This is a genomic window from Colwellia sp., from assembly GCF_013215345.1.
Taxonomy (GTDB): domain Bacteria; phylum Pseudomonadota; class Gammaproteobacteria; order Enterobacterales; family Alteromonadaceae; genus Colwellia.
On record NZ_JABSOV010000006.1, the window covers coordinates 1 to 15,737 of the forward strand.

General features: G+C 40.0%; 14 protein-coding genes. 7 read left to right on the top strand and 7 right to left on the bottom strand.

Annotated features, from left to right (window positions below):
• Positions 1–225: 225 nt before the first annotated feature.
• Together HRT50_RS01245 and HRT50_RS01250 are read right to left on the bottom strand one after the other, a co-directional pair.
• Positions 226–858 (bottom strand): isochorismatase family protein, encoded by a 633-nt coding sequence (locus tag HRT50_RS01245; RefSeq protein WP_291610508.1) that lies wholly within the window; start codon positions 856–858, stop codon positions 226–228.
• Positions 859–931: 73 nt separating this feature from the next.
• Positions 932–1,648 (bottom strand): pirin family protein, encoded by a 717-nt coding sequence (locus HRT50_RS01250; protein WP_291610510.1) that lies wholly within the window; start codon positions 1,646–1,648, stop codon positions 932–934.
• 176 nt (positions 1,649–1,824) lie between these two features.
• On the opposite strand from HRT50_RS01250, the gene HRT50_RS01255 reads away from it, so the two are divergent.
• Positions 1,825–2,736 carry a LysR family transcriptional regulator gene (locus tag HRT50_RS01255; protein WP_291610513.1) on the top strand — a complete coding sequence of 304 codons (912 nt, stop codon included), beginning with the start codon at positions 1,825–1,827 and terminating at the stop codon, positions 2,734–2,736.
• A 121-nt stretch (positions 2,737–2,857) separates the two neighbouring features.
• Here HRT50_RS01255 and HRT50_RS01260 read toward each other — a convergent pair whose 3' ends face one another.
• The 4 genes from HRT50_RS01260 to HRT50_RS01275 form a co-directional block, all read right to left on the bottom strand.
• A complete protein-coding gene (locus tag HRT50_RS01260; RefSeq protein ID WP_291610515.1) occupies positions 2,858–4,273 on the bottom strand; it encodes a serine hydrolase in 1,416 nt (471 codons plus the stop codon).
• 201 nt (positions 4,274–4,474) lie between these two features.
• Positions 4,475–4,852, bottom strand: coding sequence for a hypothetical protein (locus tag HRT50_RS01265; RefSeq protein WP_291610517.1), 378 nt, complete (start codon positions 4,850–4,852; stop codon positions 4,475–4,477).
• Positions 4,853–5,065: 213 nt separating this feature from the next.
• Positions 5,066–5,452 (bottom strand): GNAT family N-acetyltransferase, encoded by a 387-nt coding sequence (locus tag HRT50_RS01270; protein ID WP_291610519.1) that lies wholly within the window; start codon positions 5,450–5,452, stop codon positions 5,066–5,068.
• A gap of 650 nt (positions 5,453–6,102) precedes the next feature.
• The gene (locus HRT50_RS01275) at positions 6,103–7,020 is read right to left on the bottom strand and encodes a glutaminase (protein ID WP_291610534.1); all 918 of its coding nucleotides are present in this window, start codon (positions 7,018–7,020) and stop codon (positions 6,103–6,105) included.
• Positions 7,021–7,314: 294 nt separating this feature from the next.
• Between HRT50_RS01275 and HRT50_RS01280 the strand changes: the two genes are divergently transcribed.
• From HRT50_RS01280 to HRT50_RS01300, 5 genes are all read left to right on the top strand, one after another.
• On the top strand, positions 7,315–9,009 hold the full coding sequence (locus HRT50_RS01280; protein WP_291610521.1) for a methyl-accepting chemotaxis protein: 1,695 nt from the start codon (positions 7,315–7,317) through the stop codon (positions 9,007–9,009).
• A gap of 365 nt (positions 9,010–9,374) precedes the next feature.
• Positions 9,375–10,745 (top strand): glutamine synthetase family protein, encoded by a 1,371-nt coding sequence (locus HRT50_RS01285; RefSeq protein WP_291610523.1) that lies wholly within the window; start codon positions 9,375–9,377, stop codon positions 10,743–10,745.
• Positions 10,746–10,876: 131 nt separating this feature from the next.
• A complete protein-coding gene (locus tag HRT50_RS01290; protein WP_291610526.1) occupies positions 10,877–12,304 on the top strand; it encodes an aldehyde dehydrogenase family protein in 1,428 nt (475 codons plus the stop codon).
• Positions 12,297–13,514, top strand: a complete 1,218-nt coding sequence (locus tag HRT50_RS01295; RefSeq protein ID WP_291610528.1) for an iron-containing alcohol dehydrogenase — start codon at positions 12,297–12,299, stop codon at positions 13,512–13,514. Before HRT50_RS01290 ends, HRT50_RS01295 begins: the two co-directional genes overlap by 8 nt.
• A gap of 115 nt (positions 13,515–13,629) precedes the next feature.
• Complete coding sequence (locus tag HRT50_RS01300) at positions 13,630–14,343, top strand: GMP synthase (RefSeq protein ID WP_291610530.1); 714 nt, start codon at positions 13,630–13,632, stop codon at positions 14,341–14,343.
• Here HRT50_RS01300 and HRT50_RS01305 read toward each other — a convergent pair.
• Positions 14,311–15,207 carry a LysR family transcriptional regulator gene (locus HRT50_RS01305; protein WP_291610532.1) on the bottom strand — a complete coding sequence of 299 codons (897 nt, stop codon included), beginning with the start codon at positions 15,205–15,207 and terminating at the stop codon, positions 14,311–14,313. The genes HRT50_RS01300 and HRT50_RS01305 overlap by 33 nt on opposite strands.
• Before the next feature lie 193 nt (positions 15,208–15,400).
• Here HRT50_RS01305 and HRT50_RS01310 point away from each other — a divergent pair.
• Positions 15,401–15,737, top strand: a 337-nt coding sequence (locus tag HRT50_RS01310) for a cytochrome b/b6 domain-containing protein (RefSeq protein WP_291610536.1), incomplete at its 3' end; no start/stop codon positions are given.

The window sequence follows — 15,737 nt, forward strand, 5'->3', positions numbered from 1 at the left end:
CGGGTAAATAGGGGCTAAGCCACTGTGGAATAAAATACACTAAAGGCACTAGAGCAAAATAGTTAATAATTGCCAGCAAGTGTTTGTTAGGTGGTTTCATAAGTTTCTCCTTAAATATTTATTTACTAAATAATTTTTAACTAATAGCTACTGGACGATGTTTACGATTTGAACAGTATACTTCGACCAGTACTTATTTTTACTAAAGTTACTAAGGTTGACTGCTTACTTAGCTTGGCTAGCTTGGCTAGCTTGTAAGTAGCTATTATATACCCAGCGATAGCTAGTGTGCTGACCTAAAATACCGCCTAGCTCCAACCCTTTTTCACTGCGCCAATCATCCATTACTTCTGCGAGTACCGAGGCCCAAGTAGCAACTTTAACGCCAGCTTGAGTCATACGATGAATAGATGCTTGGGCAACCGCGTTATTCCATGTACCTGAAGCATCAACAACAGCATAAACATCATAACCTTCAGCTACCGCTGATATAGCAGGGAACATCAAACAAACATCGGTAACTAAGCCTGCCATGATGATCTTCTTACGGCCAGTAGCTTCTATAGCTTGTTTAAATTCAGGGCTCTTCCAAGCATTTATTTCACCGGCACGTTCAATAACTTTATCACCTAATATTTCGATGATCTCTGGCATAATCGGACCATTTGGACCGTCAGGCATACTTGCAGTGGTCACGGTAGGCATATCAACAGCTTTAGCCATGGCACATAAACCTTTAATGTTTTCGGTCATCAAATGTGGGTCTTGATCTCGACAGCTTACTAATAGGCCTGTTTGATGATCTATCATAGCTAATACGGCGTTATCGATTGTTAAAGTTTCTGCAAATTTATTCATGATGTATTCCTGTGTTTTTTTATTGAGAGATATATTAATTACGTTATTGTTTTATTTGATATCTATTGGTTTATTAACCGTGGCTCACGACAACGATTTCTACTTCGCTAGTCGCGATAATGTCAGTTTTAAAGCTGCGAATTAAATCGCCATCTTCCGCGTTAAAGCTATTGTTTTCATCGCTAAACTCAGCAGTGCCTTTACTGACATAGGCTAAGATTTCTTCGCTAAAGTTAATGGACTCGCCCGGAGCTAAACGGACAATATCTATGGTTGTTTTACTGGCAAATGTTTGCTTTTGCCCTGGTGAACCTCCGTGCTTTTTACTTCCATTCTCCTTACCTCCATAAATGCGAGTAACACCTGATTCAGGTAAGGTGTAATGTTTATAACCGGCGGGTTGTCCCGCTACTTCAGGTAATACCCATAACTGCAACATGCGGTTTTTGGTGTTATCAGGATTTTTCTCATTGTGTGAGAAACCCTCACCGCCAGCGCGTTGTACTTGCACTTCTCCGGCATTCAAACTTTGTCCGTGTTCTAAAGAGCCTTCATGACTTACTCGACCTGACATCATGATTGAAATAACATCAAGCTCTTTATGTGGATGCATATGCGTTTCGCCGTGCGGGTTAAATTGTGCATCAGCGAGGTAGACAAAATTGCCTATGCCATCAAAAGTGTTCGGCGCTTTACGTGTACCAAAAACACGACGGTCTGTTACTAATCTGTGCTCGGTTAAGCCGGCAAAGCCACCTAAAGGTAATGACTTTTTGCTAAGTACTTGCATGTGCTACTCCCTAGAAAGTTTGTTGATTTTGTTAAGTTGTTTCAGTGGTTACAATAATAAGACTTGTTTATTGTTTGATAAATACTGGTTAGTTGATAAGATAATCTCAATATCAACAACAATCTTTAATTGTTAGGCATTAACTAACAAGAAATAACTGATAAGAGATAAACGCTATGGAACATGATTTAAATGACATGATGGTGTTTTTGGCGGTAGTCGAAACCGGTAGTTTTACTCTTGCGGCAGATAGGCTAGGTACCCCGAAAGCGAATGTTAGCCGTAAAGTATCGCGCTTAGAGCAAAACCTAAGTGTCACTTTATTAGAACGCTCAACGCGGTCGCAGCATTTAACCGAAGCCGGGCGCCGTTACTTGCAACATTGCAAGCGTATCCACACCGAGATCGATTTAGCCACCGCCTCTGTTTGTGAACTTTTCCAAAGTTATACCGGTGAGTTAAAAATAGGGGCATCGGTTGCCACCGGCCAACAAATTTTAAGACCTGCACTAGGTCGGTTTATGCACCAATACCCAGAGCTGAAAGTGCAACTGAATTTAGTCAATCGGCGAGTTGATTTTATTGAAGAAGGTTTTGATGTAGTCATTCGCATAGGTCAGTTAAATGACTCTATGTTAATCGCTAAAAAACTCGGCACAGTTTCCCGAAAGTTATTTGCTAGCCCAGCCTATTTAGCGGAAGAAAGTAAGCCTGAACAAGCAGCTCAATTAACTGAGCATCAATTACTGATAATGAATCCATTCAGTAAGACCATTAATAGCGATTTAAAATTAGATTTGTTATCAAAACAAGGCGAGTCGTTTAGCTTAGATTGTCGACCAAGATTACTGGTGGATGATTTTGCTATGCTCAAACAAGCCATAGTTGATGGTTTAGGTATTGCGGTATTGCCTGATTATATGAGTCGTCAGGAAGTTGCTGCAGGTACGTTAGTCAATATATTACCTGACTGGAGCATGAGTGACTTAGATGTTTATGCGCTCTATCCAAAACATCGCGCTAAAATCCCCAAAGTGAAGGCATTTCTTGATTTTGTTAGCGAGCTCTACGGCGAAGCATTGAAGTAATAGCGTGCTTTATTTTTTATGCGTTGTTCATTGATAATGGTTAACACTGATAACGGTTAGTTCGCTTACAGCCAACTAACCGTATGTTTTATAATAATGTATTACTAGTTTGTTGATAGATTTATTGTAATCGGGTAAAACGCTCAATGGCGAGAGGGTTAATGCCAATGATATCGATAGCCGTTAATTTTCCGTCAACCACAATGTAAGAGGCAATTCGACCACTATCAACTTGGAACTGTATTCGAAATTCATCAGGTAGCTTTGCTGCGGTTGCCACCGCTTTAAGCTCTCCTAAGGTGAACTCTAGTTCATTGCTTTTAAGCAGTTCTACAATCAAATCACCCCATAACGGGTTATGAAATACGCTAGAATAATTGACTTTATCTTGCGTCTGTTTCATCACTCTTGCCGCATTTCGCTTTTGGTGACTGATAGCTGTCTCTTTAATATCCCTTTGTAATGCAGCCCAGCTTTGTTCCATGCTGTTGATATGGGCATCAGCGATAGCGTTGCCATCACCTTTATTTAATAAAATACTGTAAGCAATATCTGTGATGGCGTTGGTCATTCCGCTAGCAATCACTTCCTCATTATTAAGTACCACTAAACCAATGTTGCGCTCCAACATAAATGATGTATGAGTATGAGTTCCTTTAGTACCACCAAAGTGATGCAGCATTTTCTCTGTTTTATAAGGACCCTTGTACCAACCCCAAGCATAACCTTCGCGTTTAAAGTCTCGCCATTTACCATCATAATCAGCTAATTGTTGATGCGACTTCTTAATGACCTCAGCGGGAAAAATTTGTTTACCATCAACACGACCTTGATTTAATTGTGCGATTAAAAATTTCGCCATATCACGTGCTGAAGATACGGTGCCACCAGCCGCTTGCATGGTAATGTCGCTTTTTACAAAAGGTAGAATATTACTCGGATCGCCTGCATACCAGCCGTAAGGTTGAGAAATTTCAAAGCCTCTCTTGGCGGCGATACTGGTATATGACGAGGTATGGTTCATTGCTAATGGTTGATAAACCAAGTCAGCAATGGTTTGTTGCCAATCTTGTTTAAAATGCTCTTCAAGCCAAATGCTAACAAGGTTGTAACCTAGATTACTGTATTGAAAATCGCCCAGTTGAGTGTTTCTATCAAGGGTGGTTGCCGCCGCTAACTTATATCTTTGAGCTTTATTATGTTGCCCGGTATAGGCAAGACTGTCTTCTAACGGACGATTTGCTAAAGCATGGCTATGAGATAATAAATGCTTTACTTGCACCTTACTTTTATCAATGTAGGGGAAGTTTAATTGCGGAAACATATCAGCTATTGGTGTGTGGTCTTTAATCTCACCATTGTTTTCTACTAACAAGGTAGCTAAGGCAAATAAAGGTTTAGTGACCGAAGCAATATAAAAAGCCGTTTTAGCCGTTACTTTTTTATTTCCTTTAATATCGGCATAACCAAAATAGCCTTCATAAATAATTTTACCATCTTTTACAATGGCTATTGCCGTGCCAGAAGGTAAACCCACTTCATTTTTTACTGCGTTAACGTATCTATCAATCGCTGAAAATCATTAGCTGCACACGTGCTATTTATTCCAACAAACATGGCAATGCAAAAGCAACTTTATCTATTAATTTCTTTTAATTTTTAGTTCATTGTTAAGTGTTAACTGGGCTCCAGCATTAGCAAGCCAACTATATTAAGTCCTTTAATTAATCGCTTTTTATCACTGAGATGCAAGCCAATTAATTGCACTCGTTGTATCGTCAAAACTTTGCGCATTTTGTGAATTTCTTGCCGGAGTTCTACTTTCTAAAATTGCTAAAAGTATCGATGAGTTTATCACTACAGCTTTAGCAACCATATTTTGACTATTTAACCAGATATTACATTCATTAATTTTGTCAAAAACGTCTGGAGTCCCTCCGTCTATTTCCGTGTAATCAAACAGTAATTTAAATTCTTTTTGACCGAAGCCTTCAATGAATAACTTGAGTTGTTCAATTGTTTTGGTAATTCCTTCAAGGTTAAACGCGCCAACAGCTTTAACGGTAATAATATCGCCATCAACTGAGATGGAGCTTTGACCATGCGCTACAGCCATAATATACCTCGAAGTTATAATGCCCTTTAATAGCGGACAAAAATATGTTGGTTGAAATTGTTGAGCTAAGCGATCACTTTCTAATACGGATTGGTCTAATTGTTAGCAATCCAGTTGTACTTATTTATTGCTAAGTGTCGTTTACCAGATATCTTTGGATTACCATCTCGTTATCGGTAAACTCAGCAACGAGTTTACCGCCATTAGCGATAATCATACAGGAAGATGCAAAGTTGTTTTTATAACAATGAATATGAATGCTTTTACCCCCATTGCATTAAGTTTGCCAATAGAACTCGCCATGAGAAAGTCACCAACACCTGTTCCTCTATGCGAAGGACGGACACCTAAACCAATATGGCCACCGCAAAACTCTATTTTCTCATTTAGAAAATGTCTTAGGTTTGTTACGCCAATAATTTCCTCGTCTTTAATGAGCCAATACGTTGAGCTAGGCACAGCATCTTGAGGAATATTTATACCAGCAGCATAATCTTGTATTTTAGCTATCAGCCCAACGAAATCATCATAGTCAAAATCTAGAGGGAAAGGATAACGCTCTTCGTCACCTAATTCTTTTATATACCCGTTACCATTCAAAGTGCAGGATTTCAGTGGGAATTAAAATGACTTTAGGCAAGGATAATAAATTAAGCATAGTCATTCTATGCTTTGATTATTTAACGCGGTATAAAGTCATTTTAAACCCATCGAAGAAGCGCTTGAGCCACATCACTTCATCGTTGCTGTGACTTATAATGACGCTGTATGGAAGCAGCTTATTAGAGAATGCAGGAGCATATTCTCCTGAATAACCATTATTTCATCACAGCGCCTTGAATTGAAATTGCTCAAGCACTCTGAAACATGCATCTTGATTGGTAACGGGTATAATCAATATAGCTTTCTTGGTACTGTATTGTTGGTGATATTAGGTGCATATGTTTCCAGGCCATTTAACCATTAATTCTGTAAAGCTATCAGTAATATAAGTCTGCTTTTACGCTATTGAATCTATCTTAATTTCTTTAAATATCAAAGTACTTAAGCATTAAAGTTGAACATAAAGCGACTTAAATACTTGCTTACCTTATTACGGTGAATTATCAGTAAAGCTTTTACTTACAAAGCTACAAAGTTATAAAAAGACTTACTTAAAATGTCTGTAGTAGAGGATAAAATAAAAGTAGCTGCTGATCACCAAAAGATAACCCGTCCTCGTGGTGGTGATCCCTCTATTCAGGCCCAGTTTAAAATATAGAGAGTCCAGTTTTGGTCGTAAAGAGCTCGAGTGCTTTAGTACCTACTAATGAATTACCTGATTCATTTAATGCTGGCGAGTAAACTGCAATAGCCATTTTCCCGGGTACAACCGCGACTATGCCGCCGCCAACACCACTTTTACCGGGTAAACCAACACGAAAAGCAAAATCACCCGAAGCATCATAATGGCCGCAGGTTAGCATTAATGAGTTAATGCGTTTTGCTTGGGTAGAGTTAATCAGCTGCTGCTTGGTAATAGGATCTGTACCGTCGTTTGCTAAGTACAACATAGAGCGAGATAGCTGCTGGGCATTCATCACAATAGAGCAATGTTTAAAGTATGTTTGCAATACTTCGATGACATCATTATCAAAATTACCAAAGCTTTTCATCAAGCTTGCCAAAGCAATGTTTCTATAACCATGCTCCATTTCAGACGTTGATACTACTTCATCTACGGCGATACTTTTATCACCGCTACATTGATGAATAAACGCTAAAATTTCATTAAAGGCTTTTTCATTGGTAGCAAAATGAGAAACCAAACTATCACAAACTACGATGGCACCAGCGTTAATAAAAGGGTTACGAGGGATACCTGCTTCGTATTCTAGTTGTACTAAAGAATTGAAAGGGTTACCTGATGGCTCTCGCCAAACTCGCTTATACAAGCCATTTTGGTAAGCACGCAACGCTAAGGTATAGCTAAATACTTTAGAAATACTCTGAATAGAAAAGGGCGTTTGGTATGAGCCAACACCATAATACTGGCCATCATTTAAGGTGATCGCCATACCAAATTGCATTGGATCAACATTCGCTAATGCGGGAATATATTCAGCAACCTTGCCTTGTCCAAGTAAAGGGGATACTTCCTGATGTATCTCCTTTAATACGTTCATCAGTTTCATAGATAAAGCCTATTTAATACCATTAACAACATCAATTCTAATCAATTTACTCCTAACTCAGAGCTTGTCAGAGAAGTAAGCACAAGTAAAGATTGTGTGGCTATAGTCGCTTATATCAATAAAACTTATGACGTTATCACTTGCCTGACAAGCTGCCGAAGGCAAGTTTAAATGCTTATATATCTGTAGTAAAAATGAACTACACTTTTACTCTAGGCTTTAAATTTATACTAACAATACCGAGTTCACGGGCAAAAATATTCTCAAAAGTAGTGAGGAGTCATTAATATGCAAGTTGATTTATCAATCAAGCAACGAATTATCGCAATGGTCGTGATGGCCGTTGCGGTACAGCTTGTTGCGACCGTCATAATACTATCGCAATTAATCACCATTGAGCATCATATTGAAGCCGTTGCTACTACAGATATTCCCATTACTAAAGCCATGACTGTTTTAACAGAGCACCAGTTAGAGCAAGAAATATACTTTGAACAGGCTTTTCGGTTTGCTTTAACCATGGATACTGAGGCGAAAGCAAGTAAACACTTTCGTGATGCGGTTGAGCACTTTAATGGTTTGAATGACAAAATAAGCAGTGAATTAAAAGCAATAGAATACTCAATTGAACAAGCAAGAAATCATGCTAAAGAGCAGATCGTCATAGATGAATTTGTTCAGCTGTTAAACGAAGTGCAACAAATAGAAAGTCAGCATAATAGATGGGCAGAGCATGTTGAAGAGATTTTTGTTGAGTTAGTAAATAAGAATTTTCATCATGCTGAACAGTTAAGTGAAAACGTTGAACAAGAGGCGTTAATTTTATCTAAACATGTTGAAGATGTTTTAGCTGAAATTGAGCGCTTTACCGAAGAGGCGGTAATAAGCATAGATGAAGAGGCTATAGCCCTTGAGTTTATCGCCATAGCTGCAGTGGCAGTGAGTATACTCGTTAATATTGTTAGCGCTTGGCTAGTCATTACTGCTGTGCAAGCAGGTTTGAAAAAAGCAGTAAACTCATTAGAAAATATTGCCCATGGTAATTTCGATGAACATGTAGCAATAGACGAGCCAGGTGAAGTAGGGCAAATGCTTGAACATATGGAAAAAATGCGCGGTAACATTTGTTCCATCTTAACTAAGGTCAATGACTCTACTATTGATGTGCAGGCAACTGCTGAAGTATTAGCGCAAACCAATAATCTGGTGCAAGATAATTTAACCAATCAATTTCAACAAATTGATTTGGTGGCTACGGCGATTAATGAATTGTCTTCAACTGCACAAGAAGTGGCAAAAAACACTACCAGTACCCTAGAACTAACAGAAGCTGCCTCAGCTAGTTCACAGCAAAGTCAGCAGGTAAATTTACAAGCCATGGAGCAAATTAGTCAACTGGTAGAAAGTTTATCAGACAGTGGCGAAGCCCTTACTAAGTTAGAGAGGAACAGTGAAAAAATAGAATCAGTACTAGAAGTTATTAAAGGCATTGCCGATCAAACTAATCTGTTAGCGCTAAATGCCGCGATAGAAGCCGCTAGAGCAGGGGAGCAAGGCCGAGGTTTTGCAGTCGTTGCCGATGAAGTGCGAAATTTAGCCCAACGTACGCAAGAATCAACCACAGAAATTGAACAAATGATTGAGCAATATCGTACCGGCGCTCATAACGCTGTGGTGGCTATGGATCATAGTCGTGAACTTAGTGCCAAAACCATAGAGTTTTCTGAGCGCTCAAATGCTTTGATGGCAGATGTAAATCAGGCGATTAGTAGTGTTAATGAGATGTCTACCCAAGTGGCTACTGCCGCGGAAGAGCAACATTGTGTGGTCGACGAAATAAATAATAACATCACCCAAGTTAATGACGCCTCGCAAGAGAATAAGCAGGAAATCGAGCGGGCTGCGGAAGCAACGCATCACTTACAAACTACCTCGAAAGAATTACATGAAGAAATGAGTGAATTTAAACTTGAGAAAAAGTAGCAAGCTTATTTTTTTGCTTCCTACATTACTTATTACATTGCCTGTACATTAATTGATTTCTTACGAGTCAGTTGCCACTAAACAAAACTGTGCAGAAAAAGAAACACAACAGTTATTGTTGAGCTAATACTTGTCTACTTTTACAGCTCAGTTTAGCCACTAAGTTTAACAACTAAATGCTCCTAAATTCTCCACGAATATTTATCATGCATATTTTCCAGTAATATTTGTCAATAATATTTGGCAACTATATTAAGCCAGTACTTTGAAAAATTCCCTTTGTTACGCTTTACTCTATGTATAGTGATACAAATTATCTCTAGAGTAATCAAGCCTATACAACACCATCAACAAAGGGATAGCGTATGTTAATGCCAAGGGAAGTAAATACTATTGCTGACGCTAAGTTAATTGTTGAGCAAAGGGGCCTTAGCCATGTGAAGGTAGGCCTGTTTGATATCGATGGCATTATGCGTGGTAAGTACATGAGTAAAGAAAAATTCTTTTCTTCACTAGATTCAGGCTTTGCTTTTTGTGATGTTGTTTTGGGCTGGGATTGTAAGGATCAGCTTTATGATAATAGTAAATATACCGGTTGGCATACCGGCTACCCAGACGCACCGGTTCGTATTCTGCCACAAACCTGCCGAGCTTTACCTTTTGAAGATGATATGTTGCTGTTTATCGCCGAGTTTAGTGACACCGCAGCGCCCATTTGTCCACGTAATACCTTAAAGCGAGTACTTGCACGGGCAAAGTCCCTAGGCTTTGAAGTGATAGCCGCATTCGAATATGAGTTTTTTGTTTTTAATGAAACACCTGAGTCTGTTCGAGCAAAAAACTATCAAAACTTAATACCACTGTCACCGGATTTTTTTGGCTATTCGATGATTCGCAATTCGGTGCACGCCGACTTACACCATCAAATTTTAGATCTTGCTCAGCAAATGGACTTTCCTCTTGAGGGTTTACATACCGAAACGGGGCCTGGGGTATTAGAAGCCGCCATAGCCCATGATGAAGCTTTAAATGCCGCGGATAAAGCTGCGCTATTTAAAACTTTCATCAAGGTTTGGGCGCAGCGTAATAATTTAATGGCGACTTTTATGGCTAAATGGTCAGCTGATTTACCAGGGCAAAGTGGTCATATTCATATCTCGTTAAAAGATGCACAGGGCAATTCGATTTTTTATCAGCAAGACAATGAATATGGTATGAGTGACTTACAACGACAGTTTCTTGCCGGTCAACAACGCTTTATGCCTGAGTTTATTGCCATGATTGCGCCAACAGTGAATAGCTATAGTCGTATGGTTCCCGGCTTATGGGCGCCACTTGATGCAACTTGGGGAGTAGAAAATCGTACCACAGCTCTAAGGGTCATTCCTGGCTCGGCCAAGTCACAACGTATTGAATATCGACTGGGCGCCGCCGATGCTAATCCCTATTTAGCTTTAGCGGCGGTCATTGCCTCGGGCTTAATAGGCATAGAAGAGCAACTTGAGCCGTTAGCGCAAATTAAAGGTAATGCCTATCAACAAAGTCACCCAGCTGAATTATCCTTGCCTAATACATTATTTGCTGCGGCTACTAAGCTTAAGCAATCAAAAGCGGCCATTGAGATGTTTGGTAATGATTTTGTTGAGCATTTTAGTGCCAGTCGTGAATGGGAAGAGCGAGAGTACCGTAAACATGTCTCTGATTGGGAGCTTAGTCGTTACTTTGAAATCATATAAGTCAAAATAATTTAAGTCGAAATAATAAGTTGAGATTATATAAATTGAAATGAAATAAGTTGAGCTTCTATAAACTTAAATCGATTAAGTAAAAATCACTTACCGCTAGCTTGGTATAAGTAAGGAAAATAATGAGCAATATTCAAGTCACACGTTCACCTATTGATAACAGCATTTATGTTGAACGTGAATTGGCTACTCAAGTAGAAGTTAAGCAAGCCTTGCAACTTGCCCATAGTGCGCAAATTAAATGGCGACAAAGTTCATTAGAACAGCGAGCTGCTTATTGCCATGCCATGGTTGATATTTTGTTGAGTAAGTCCGATGAAATTGCGGAGCAGTTATGCTGGATGATGGGACGACCCATTCGTTATGGTAAAGGTGAAATCACCGGTATGGCAGAGCGCGCTCGCTTTATGATTACCGAGGCACAAAATTCCCTAACAGATATAAAGTTAGCCGATAAAGCGGGTTTTATTTGCTACATTAAGCGCGAACCTTTGGGTGTGGTATTTATTATTGCTCCGTGGAATTACCCGTATTTAACGGCGATTAACTCTATCGTGCCTGCCATTATGGCGGGCAATACCGTGCTGCTAAAACATTCGGCGCAAACACCGCTATGTGGTGAGCAATTTGCTAAAGCTTTTACCCAAGCTGGCCATTCTTTATGTGTGCCTGATGGCATCTTTCAAAATTTATATCTAAGTCATGACAATACCGAAAAGCTAATTAAGCAGCCGTTAGTTAATTATGTTGCTTTTACTGGCTCAGTAGCCGGCGGTGACATGGTTGAGCGCGCTGCCAGTGGCCGCTTTATTGGTGTTGGCTTGGAGTTAGGCAGTAAAGATGCTGCTTATATCCGAGCCGATGCCAACATAGCGGAGGCAGTGGCAAGTTGTGTTGATGGTGCTTTTTTTAACTCGGGTCAATCTTGTTGTGCTATTGAACGTATTTATGTGCACAGTGATGTCTATGATGATGTTGTTGAGCAAGTAGTAAGCTCAGTGAAAGACTATAAACTAGGGCGATCAGATGAGTTTTCTACTACACTTGGCCCTTTGGTGAAAGCCGATAATGCTGACTTTGTCCGAGAGCAAATAGCTGATGCTATTTATGCGGGCGCAAAAGCTCATATCAATCCGGATATTTTCCCCTTAAATAAAGCGGGTAGCGCATATCTTGCACCGCAAGTTTTGACTCAAGTAAATCACAATATGTCGGTGATGATGGATGAGAGTTTTGGCCCTGTGGTCGGTATTATGAAAGTGTGTGACGACGACGAAGCCGTGAGCTTAATCAATGATTCAGCCTTTGGTTTAACGGCGGCAATATTTACCCGTGATATTAAACAGGGCATAACACTGGGTGAGCAATTAGAGGTCGGTACTTTTTTTATTAATCGCTGTGATTACCTCGACCCGGCTTTGCCATGGACAGGGATTAAAGATTCTGGCCGCGGCTGTACCTTATCAAGTTTTGGTTATGCCGCGTTGACTAGAACAAAATCTTTCCATATAAAGTTGACTAACACTGAGTCGGAGGTTGCTGGTGAGTGAAAATAGCCAAGGTCAGAAAAGCCTGGTTCAGCAAAGACAAGTTCAGCAAAGCGATTTTTATGGAAACTGGCATTATCCTACCTCGATTCGTGCCGGTATTGGCCGTATTAATGAATTAGCTTTAGCATGTAAAGAGCTTGGTATGAATGCGCCGTTGGTTGTCACTGACCCTGCATTAGCCGCATTGCCTATGGTCAAACAAGTTGTTGTTGATCTTGTTGACCAAGGCATACCTTGTGAAGTGTTTTCTGCTATTAAAGCAAATCCGTGTGAGCAAAATATAACGGATGGTGTTAGTGCTTTTTTGCAAGGTAAGCACGATGGCATCATAGCCTTTGGTGGTGGCTCAGCGTTAGATGCTGGCAAAGCAGTGGCCTTAATGGTGGGTCAAAGCAGACCCTTATGGGACTTTGAAGATATAGGGGATAATTTTAACCGAGTAAATGTAGAGAGAATGGCTAAAGTCATTGCTATTCCAACCACATCAGGTACCGGCTCTGAAGTAGGACGAGCATCGGTAATCACCGATGAACAAGCACATATTAAACGTATTATTTTTCACCCGAAAATGTTACCTAGTATTGTCATTTTAGATGCCCAACTAACCCTTGGTTTACCCGCAGGATTAACGGCGGCAACCGGCATGGACGCTTTATCTCACGCGCTGGAAGCTTATTGTGCACCTTCATTCCATCCTATGGCGGCAGGTATTGCCATTGAGGCTATTCGCTTAATAAAGGAGTATTTACCTAGAGCAACGGCTAATGGTAATGATCTCGAGGCGCGAGCACAGGTGATGGCAGCAGCGACTATGGGTGCTACTGCTTTTCAGCGGGGCCTAGGCGGTATGCATGCCCTAGCACATCCACTGGGTGCACTTTATGATAGTCACCATGGTTTACTTAATGCCATCTTAATGCCTTACGTACTCAAAGCAAATGAACAGGCCATTACACAGAAAATCGATCGATTAAGTCGTTACTTAGCGTTTGAACAGCAAAGTTTTTCTGGTTTTTTAAACTGGATTTTAGCGTTGAGGTCTCAATTAGCGATTCCTCATTCATTACAAGAAATAGATATTGACGCCAGCAGAGCCGAAGAAATTGGCATTATGGCCTTTAATGATGCCTGTGCCGCGGGAAATCCAATCGTTCTTACTGCTCAGCAATACAGTGAAATTTTCAAAAAAGCAGTACAGGGTGAATGTTAGCGAGTTAGCTATTATTTAAATAGAGCAGAAGAGAACTGGGCTGTATTGAATTGGTCTTAGTTGATATAGAGTTGATATTGATTCGAGATTAAATATACGCTGAGGAGTAATGATTATGAAGTTAGGTATTTTGCTTTGTGATCATGTCCAAGCTGCGCTTCAACAAAAATTTGGCGACTATCGAGATATGTTTGCTCAGTTGTTATATCAATGTGATAGCTCCTTAGAACTGCACTATTACTGTGTTGTCGATGGCCACTTCCCAGACAATATTGATGTTTGTGATGCTTATATGGCGAGCGGTAGCAAAGCCAGTGTTAATGATGACTTACCTTGGGTAAATGCTTTGGAGAGGTTTGTCTGGCAACTGTTTTTAGCCGATAAACCCTTTGTTGGCGTGTGTTTTGGTCATCAACTCATTGCTAAAACCTTGGGCGGAAAAGTTGCTCAATCTGATAAAGGCTGGGGCGTTGGTATTGCGACCACGAAAGTGCACACTAATAAACCTTGGATGCAGCACAAGAAAACTCAAATCAAACTCGTGGTCAGTCATCAAGAGCAAATATGTCAGTTGCCACCAGCAGCCGAGGTGTTAATGGGTAATGACTTTTGCCCTTATGCCATGATACAAGTGGGCCATCACTTTATTGGTTTACAAGGGCATCCAGAATTTAGTCGCACTTATGGCAAGGCGATAATGCAAAGTAGAAAAGCTATTATTGCTGAGACAAACTACGCTCAGGGACTTGACTCTCTGTCACAACAAGTGGATGGTAAATTAGTCATGGCCTGGCTTCTAAATTTTATACAGCAAGCTATTGCCAGATAGTGCCGCAGTTAAAAATTGATAAAAGCACTGAATGCGAGCGCTGTGTTTTAAGTCCTTATGATAAACAAACCAAATAGACTCATCTTTATTGCCAATGTCTAGATCTACCTTCACCATTGATGGATGCAACTTTGCTTGATGTTCACCTAAAGGGCCTATGCCCATACCCGCAATAACGGCCTCGTGAATATCGGGGAAGTGGTTACTTTGAAAAACTATTTTATTTTTATCTATTTTATCAACAACATAATTTACAAAAGGAATACGGTATTTATCGGGTGTTGGTAACACCCATTGATGCTGGTTAAGCTCGTTGGCTGAGTTAGGTTTACCATATTCATCAACATAACCTTGTGTGGCGTAATAAGCCGTTCGTATTTTGGTTAAATTTTTGACAATAATATCACCGCCTGTAGGACAGGGACCTGCGCGAAGAGAAACATGGGCGGCACCAGAGTCTAGCGGCACAATATCATCGGTAGAAATTAGCTTAAGACGTATCTTTGGATATGCGTCCCTAAACGCTTTTAGGCTAGGGGTGATTACTGGAGAGAAAGAGCTGACCGTGGTGATCCTAAGCTCGCCGCTAATATCCCCCTCAACATTTTGCAGTTTATTTTCTAAGCGGGAAAAATTTGCCAACATTTCGGGCATTTCATCCATTAACACACAGCCAGCATCGGTAAGTTTATAACCACGTTGGTGGCGAATAAATAGTTTTACTTCAAGCGCCTGCTCTAATTGGTTTATCCGTCTTAATACTGTGGCATGATTTATTCGAAGAGATATGCCCGCTTTGCTTAAGCTGCCGTCAATGGCGACTTGATAAGCTATTTTATAATCATCCCAGGAAATATCTTTCATTACTTATCCCACTAACCTCACTAATACTTAGGCACTTTACATTATTAGTTGTGCATATTTGCACAACAGTTTCGCATTTATTGATATTTTTTAATAGGTTTTAGTTGGTTATAGTAGCGTTAAGAACTTAATAAGGACGTTGGCAGCCATATAAAAACCACCAAAAAAAAGAGATAGCAGCATGAGCACTAACATACTAAAGAACAGCGAAAATAGTTACGGTCTTGTTGCCATAATACTGCACTGGCTTATGGCAATTACAATATTTTCTTTATTCGGTTTAGGACTCTATATGGTTGAGCTAACGTATTACGATGCTTGGTATAAAGGCTCGCTCGATTTACATAAAAACATTGGTATAACGCTATTCGTTGCCTTGATGTTAAGAATTTTCTGGCGTGTGGTTAATATCACACCAAGAAATGCAGATAAATCTGCGAGTAAGTTCGAAGTAAAAGCGGCACATTATGCCCATATTTCGTTATATGTATTGATGGCGGTTTTGATGATCAGTGGCTATTTAATCTCTA

Excerpts from the sequence above, each read along its gene's own strand:
- HRT50_RS01255 (WP_291610513.1), top strand. The coding sequence starts at position 1,825 with ATGGAACATGATTTAAATGACATGATGGTGTTTTTGGCGGTAGTCGAA.
- HRT50_RS01305 (WP_291610532.1), bottom strand. The coding sequence starts at position 15,207 with ATGAAAGATATTTCCTGGGATGATTATAAAATAGCTTATCAAGTCGCC.
- HRT50_RS01245 (WP_291610508.1), bottom strand. The coding sequence starts at position 858 with ATGAATAAATTTGCAGAAACTTTAACAATCGATAACGCCGTATTAGCT.
- HRT50_RS01250 (WP_291610510.1), bottom strand. The coding sequence starts at position 1,648 with ATGCAAGTACTTAGCAAAAAGTCATTACCTTTAGGTGGCTTTGCCGGC.
- HRT50_RS01290 (WP_291610526.1), top strand. The coding sequence starts at position 10,877 with ATGAGCAATATTCAAGTCACACGTTCACCTATTGATAACAGCATTTAT.
- HRT50_RS01300 (WP_291610530.1), top strand. The coding sequence starts at position 13,630 with ATGAAGTTAGGTATTTTGCTTTGTGATCATGTCCAAGCTGCGCTTCAA.
- HRT50_RS01285 (WP_291610523.1), top strand. The coding sequence starts at position 9,375 with ATGTTAATGCCAAGGGAAGTAAATACTATTGCTGACGCTAAGTTAATT.
- HRT50_RS01265 (WP_291610517.1), bottom strand. The coding sequence starts at position 4,852 with ATGGCTGTAGCGCATGGTCAAAGCTCCATCTCAGTTGATGGCGATATT.
- HRT50_RS01280 (WP_291610521.1), top strand. The coding sequence starts at position 7,315 with ATGCAAGTTGATTTATCAATCAAGCAACGAATTATCGCAATGGTCGTG.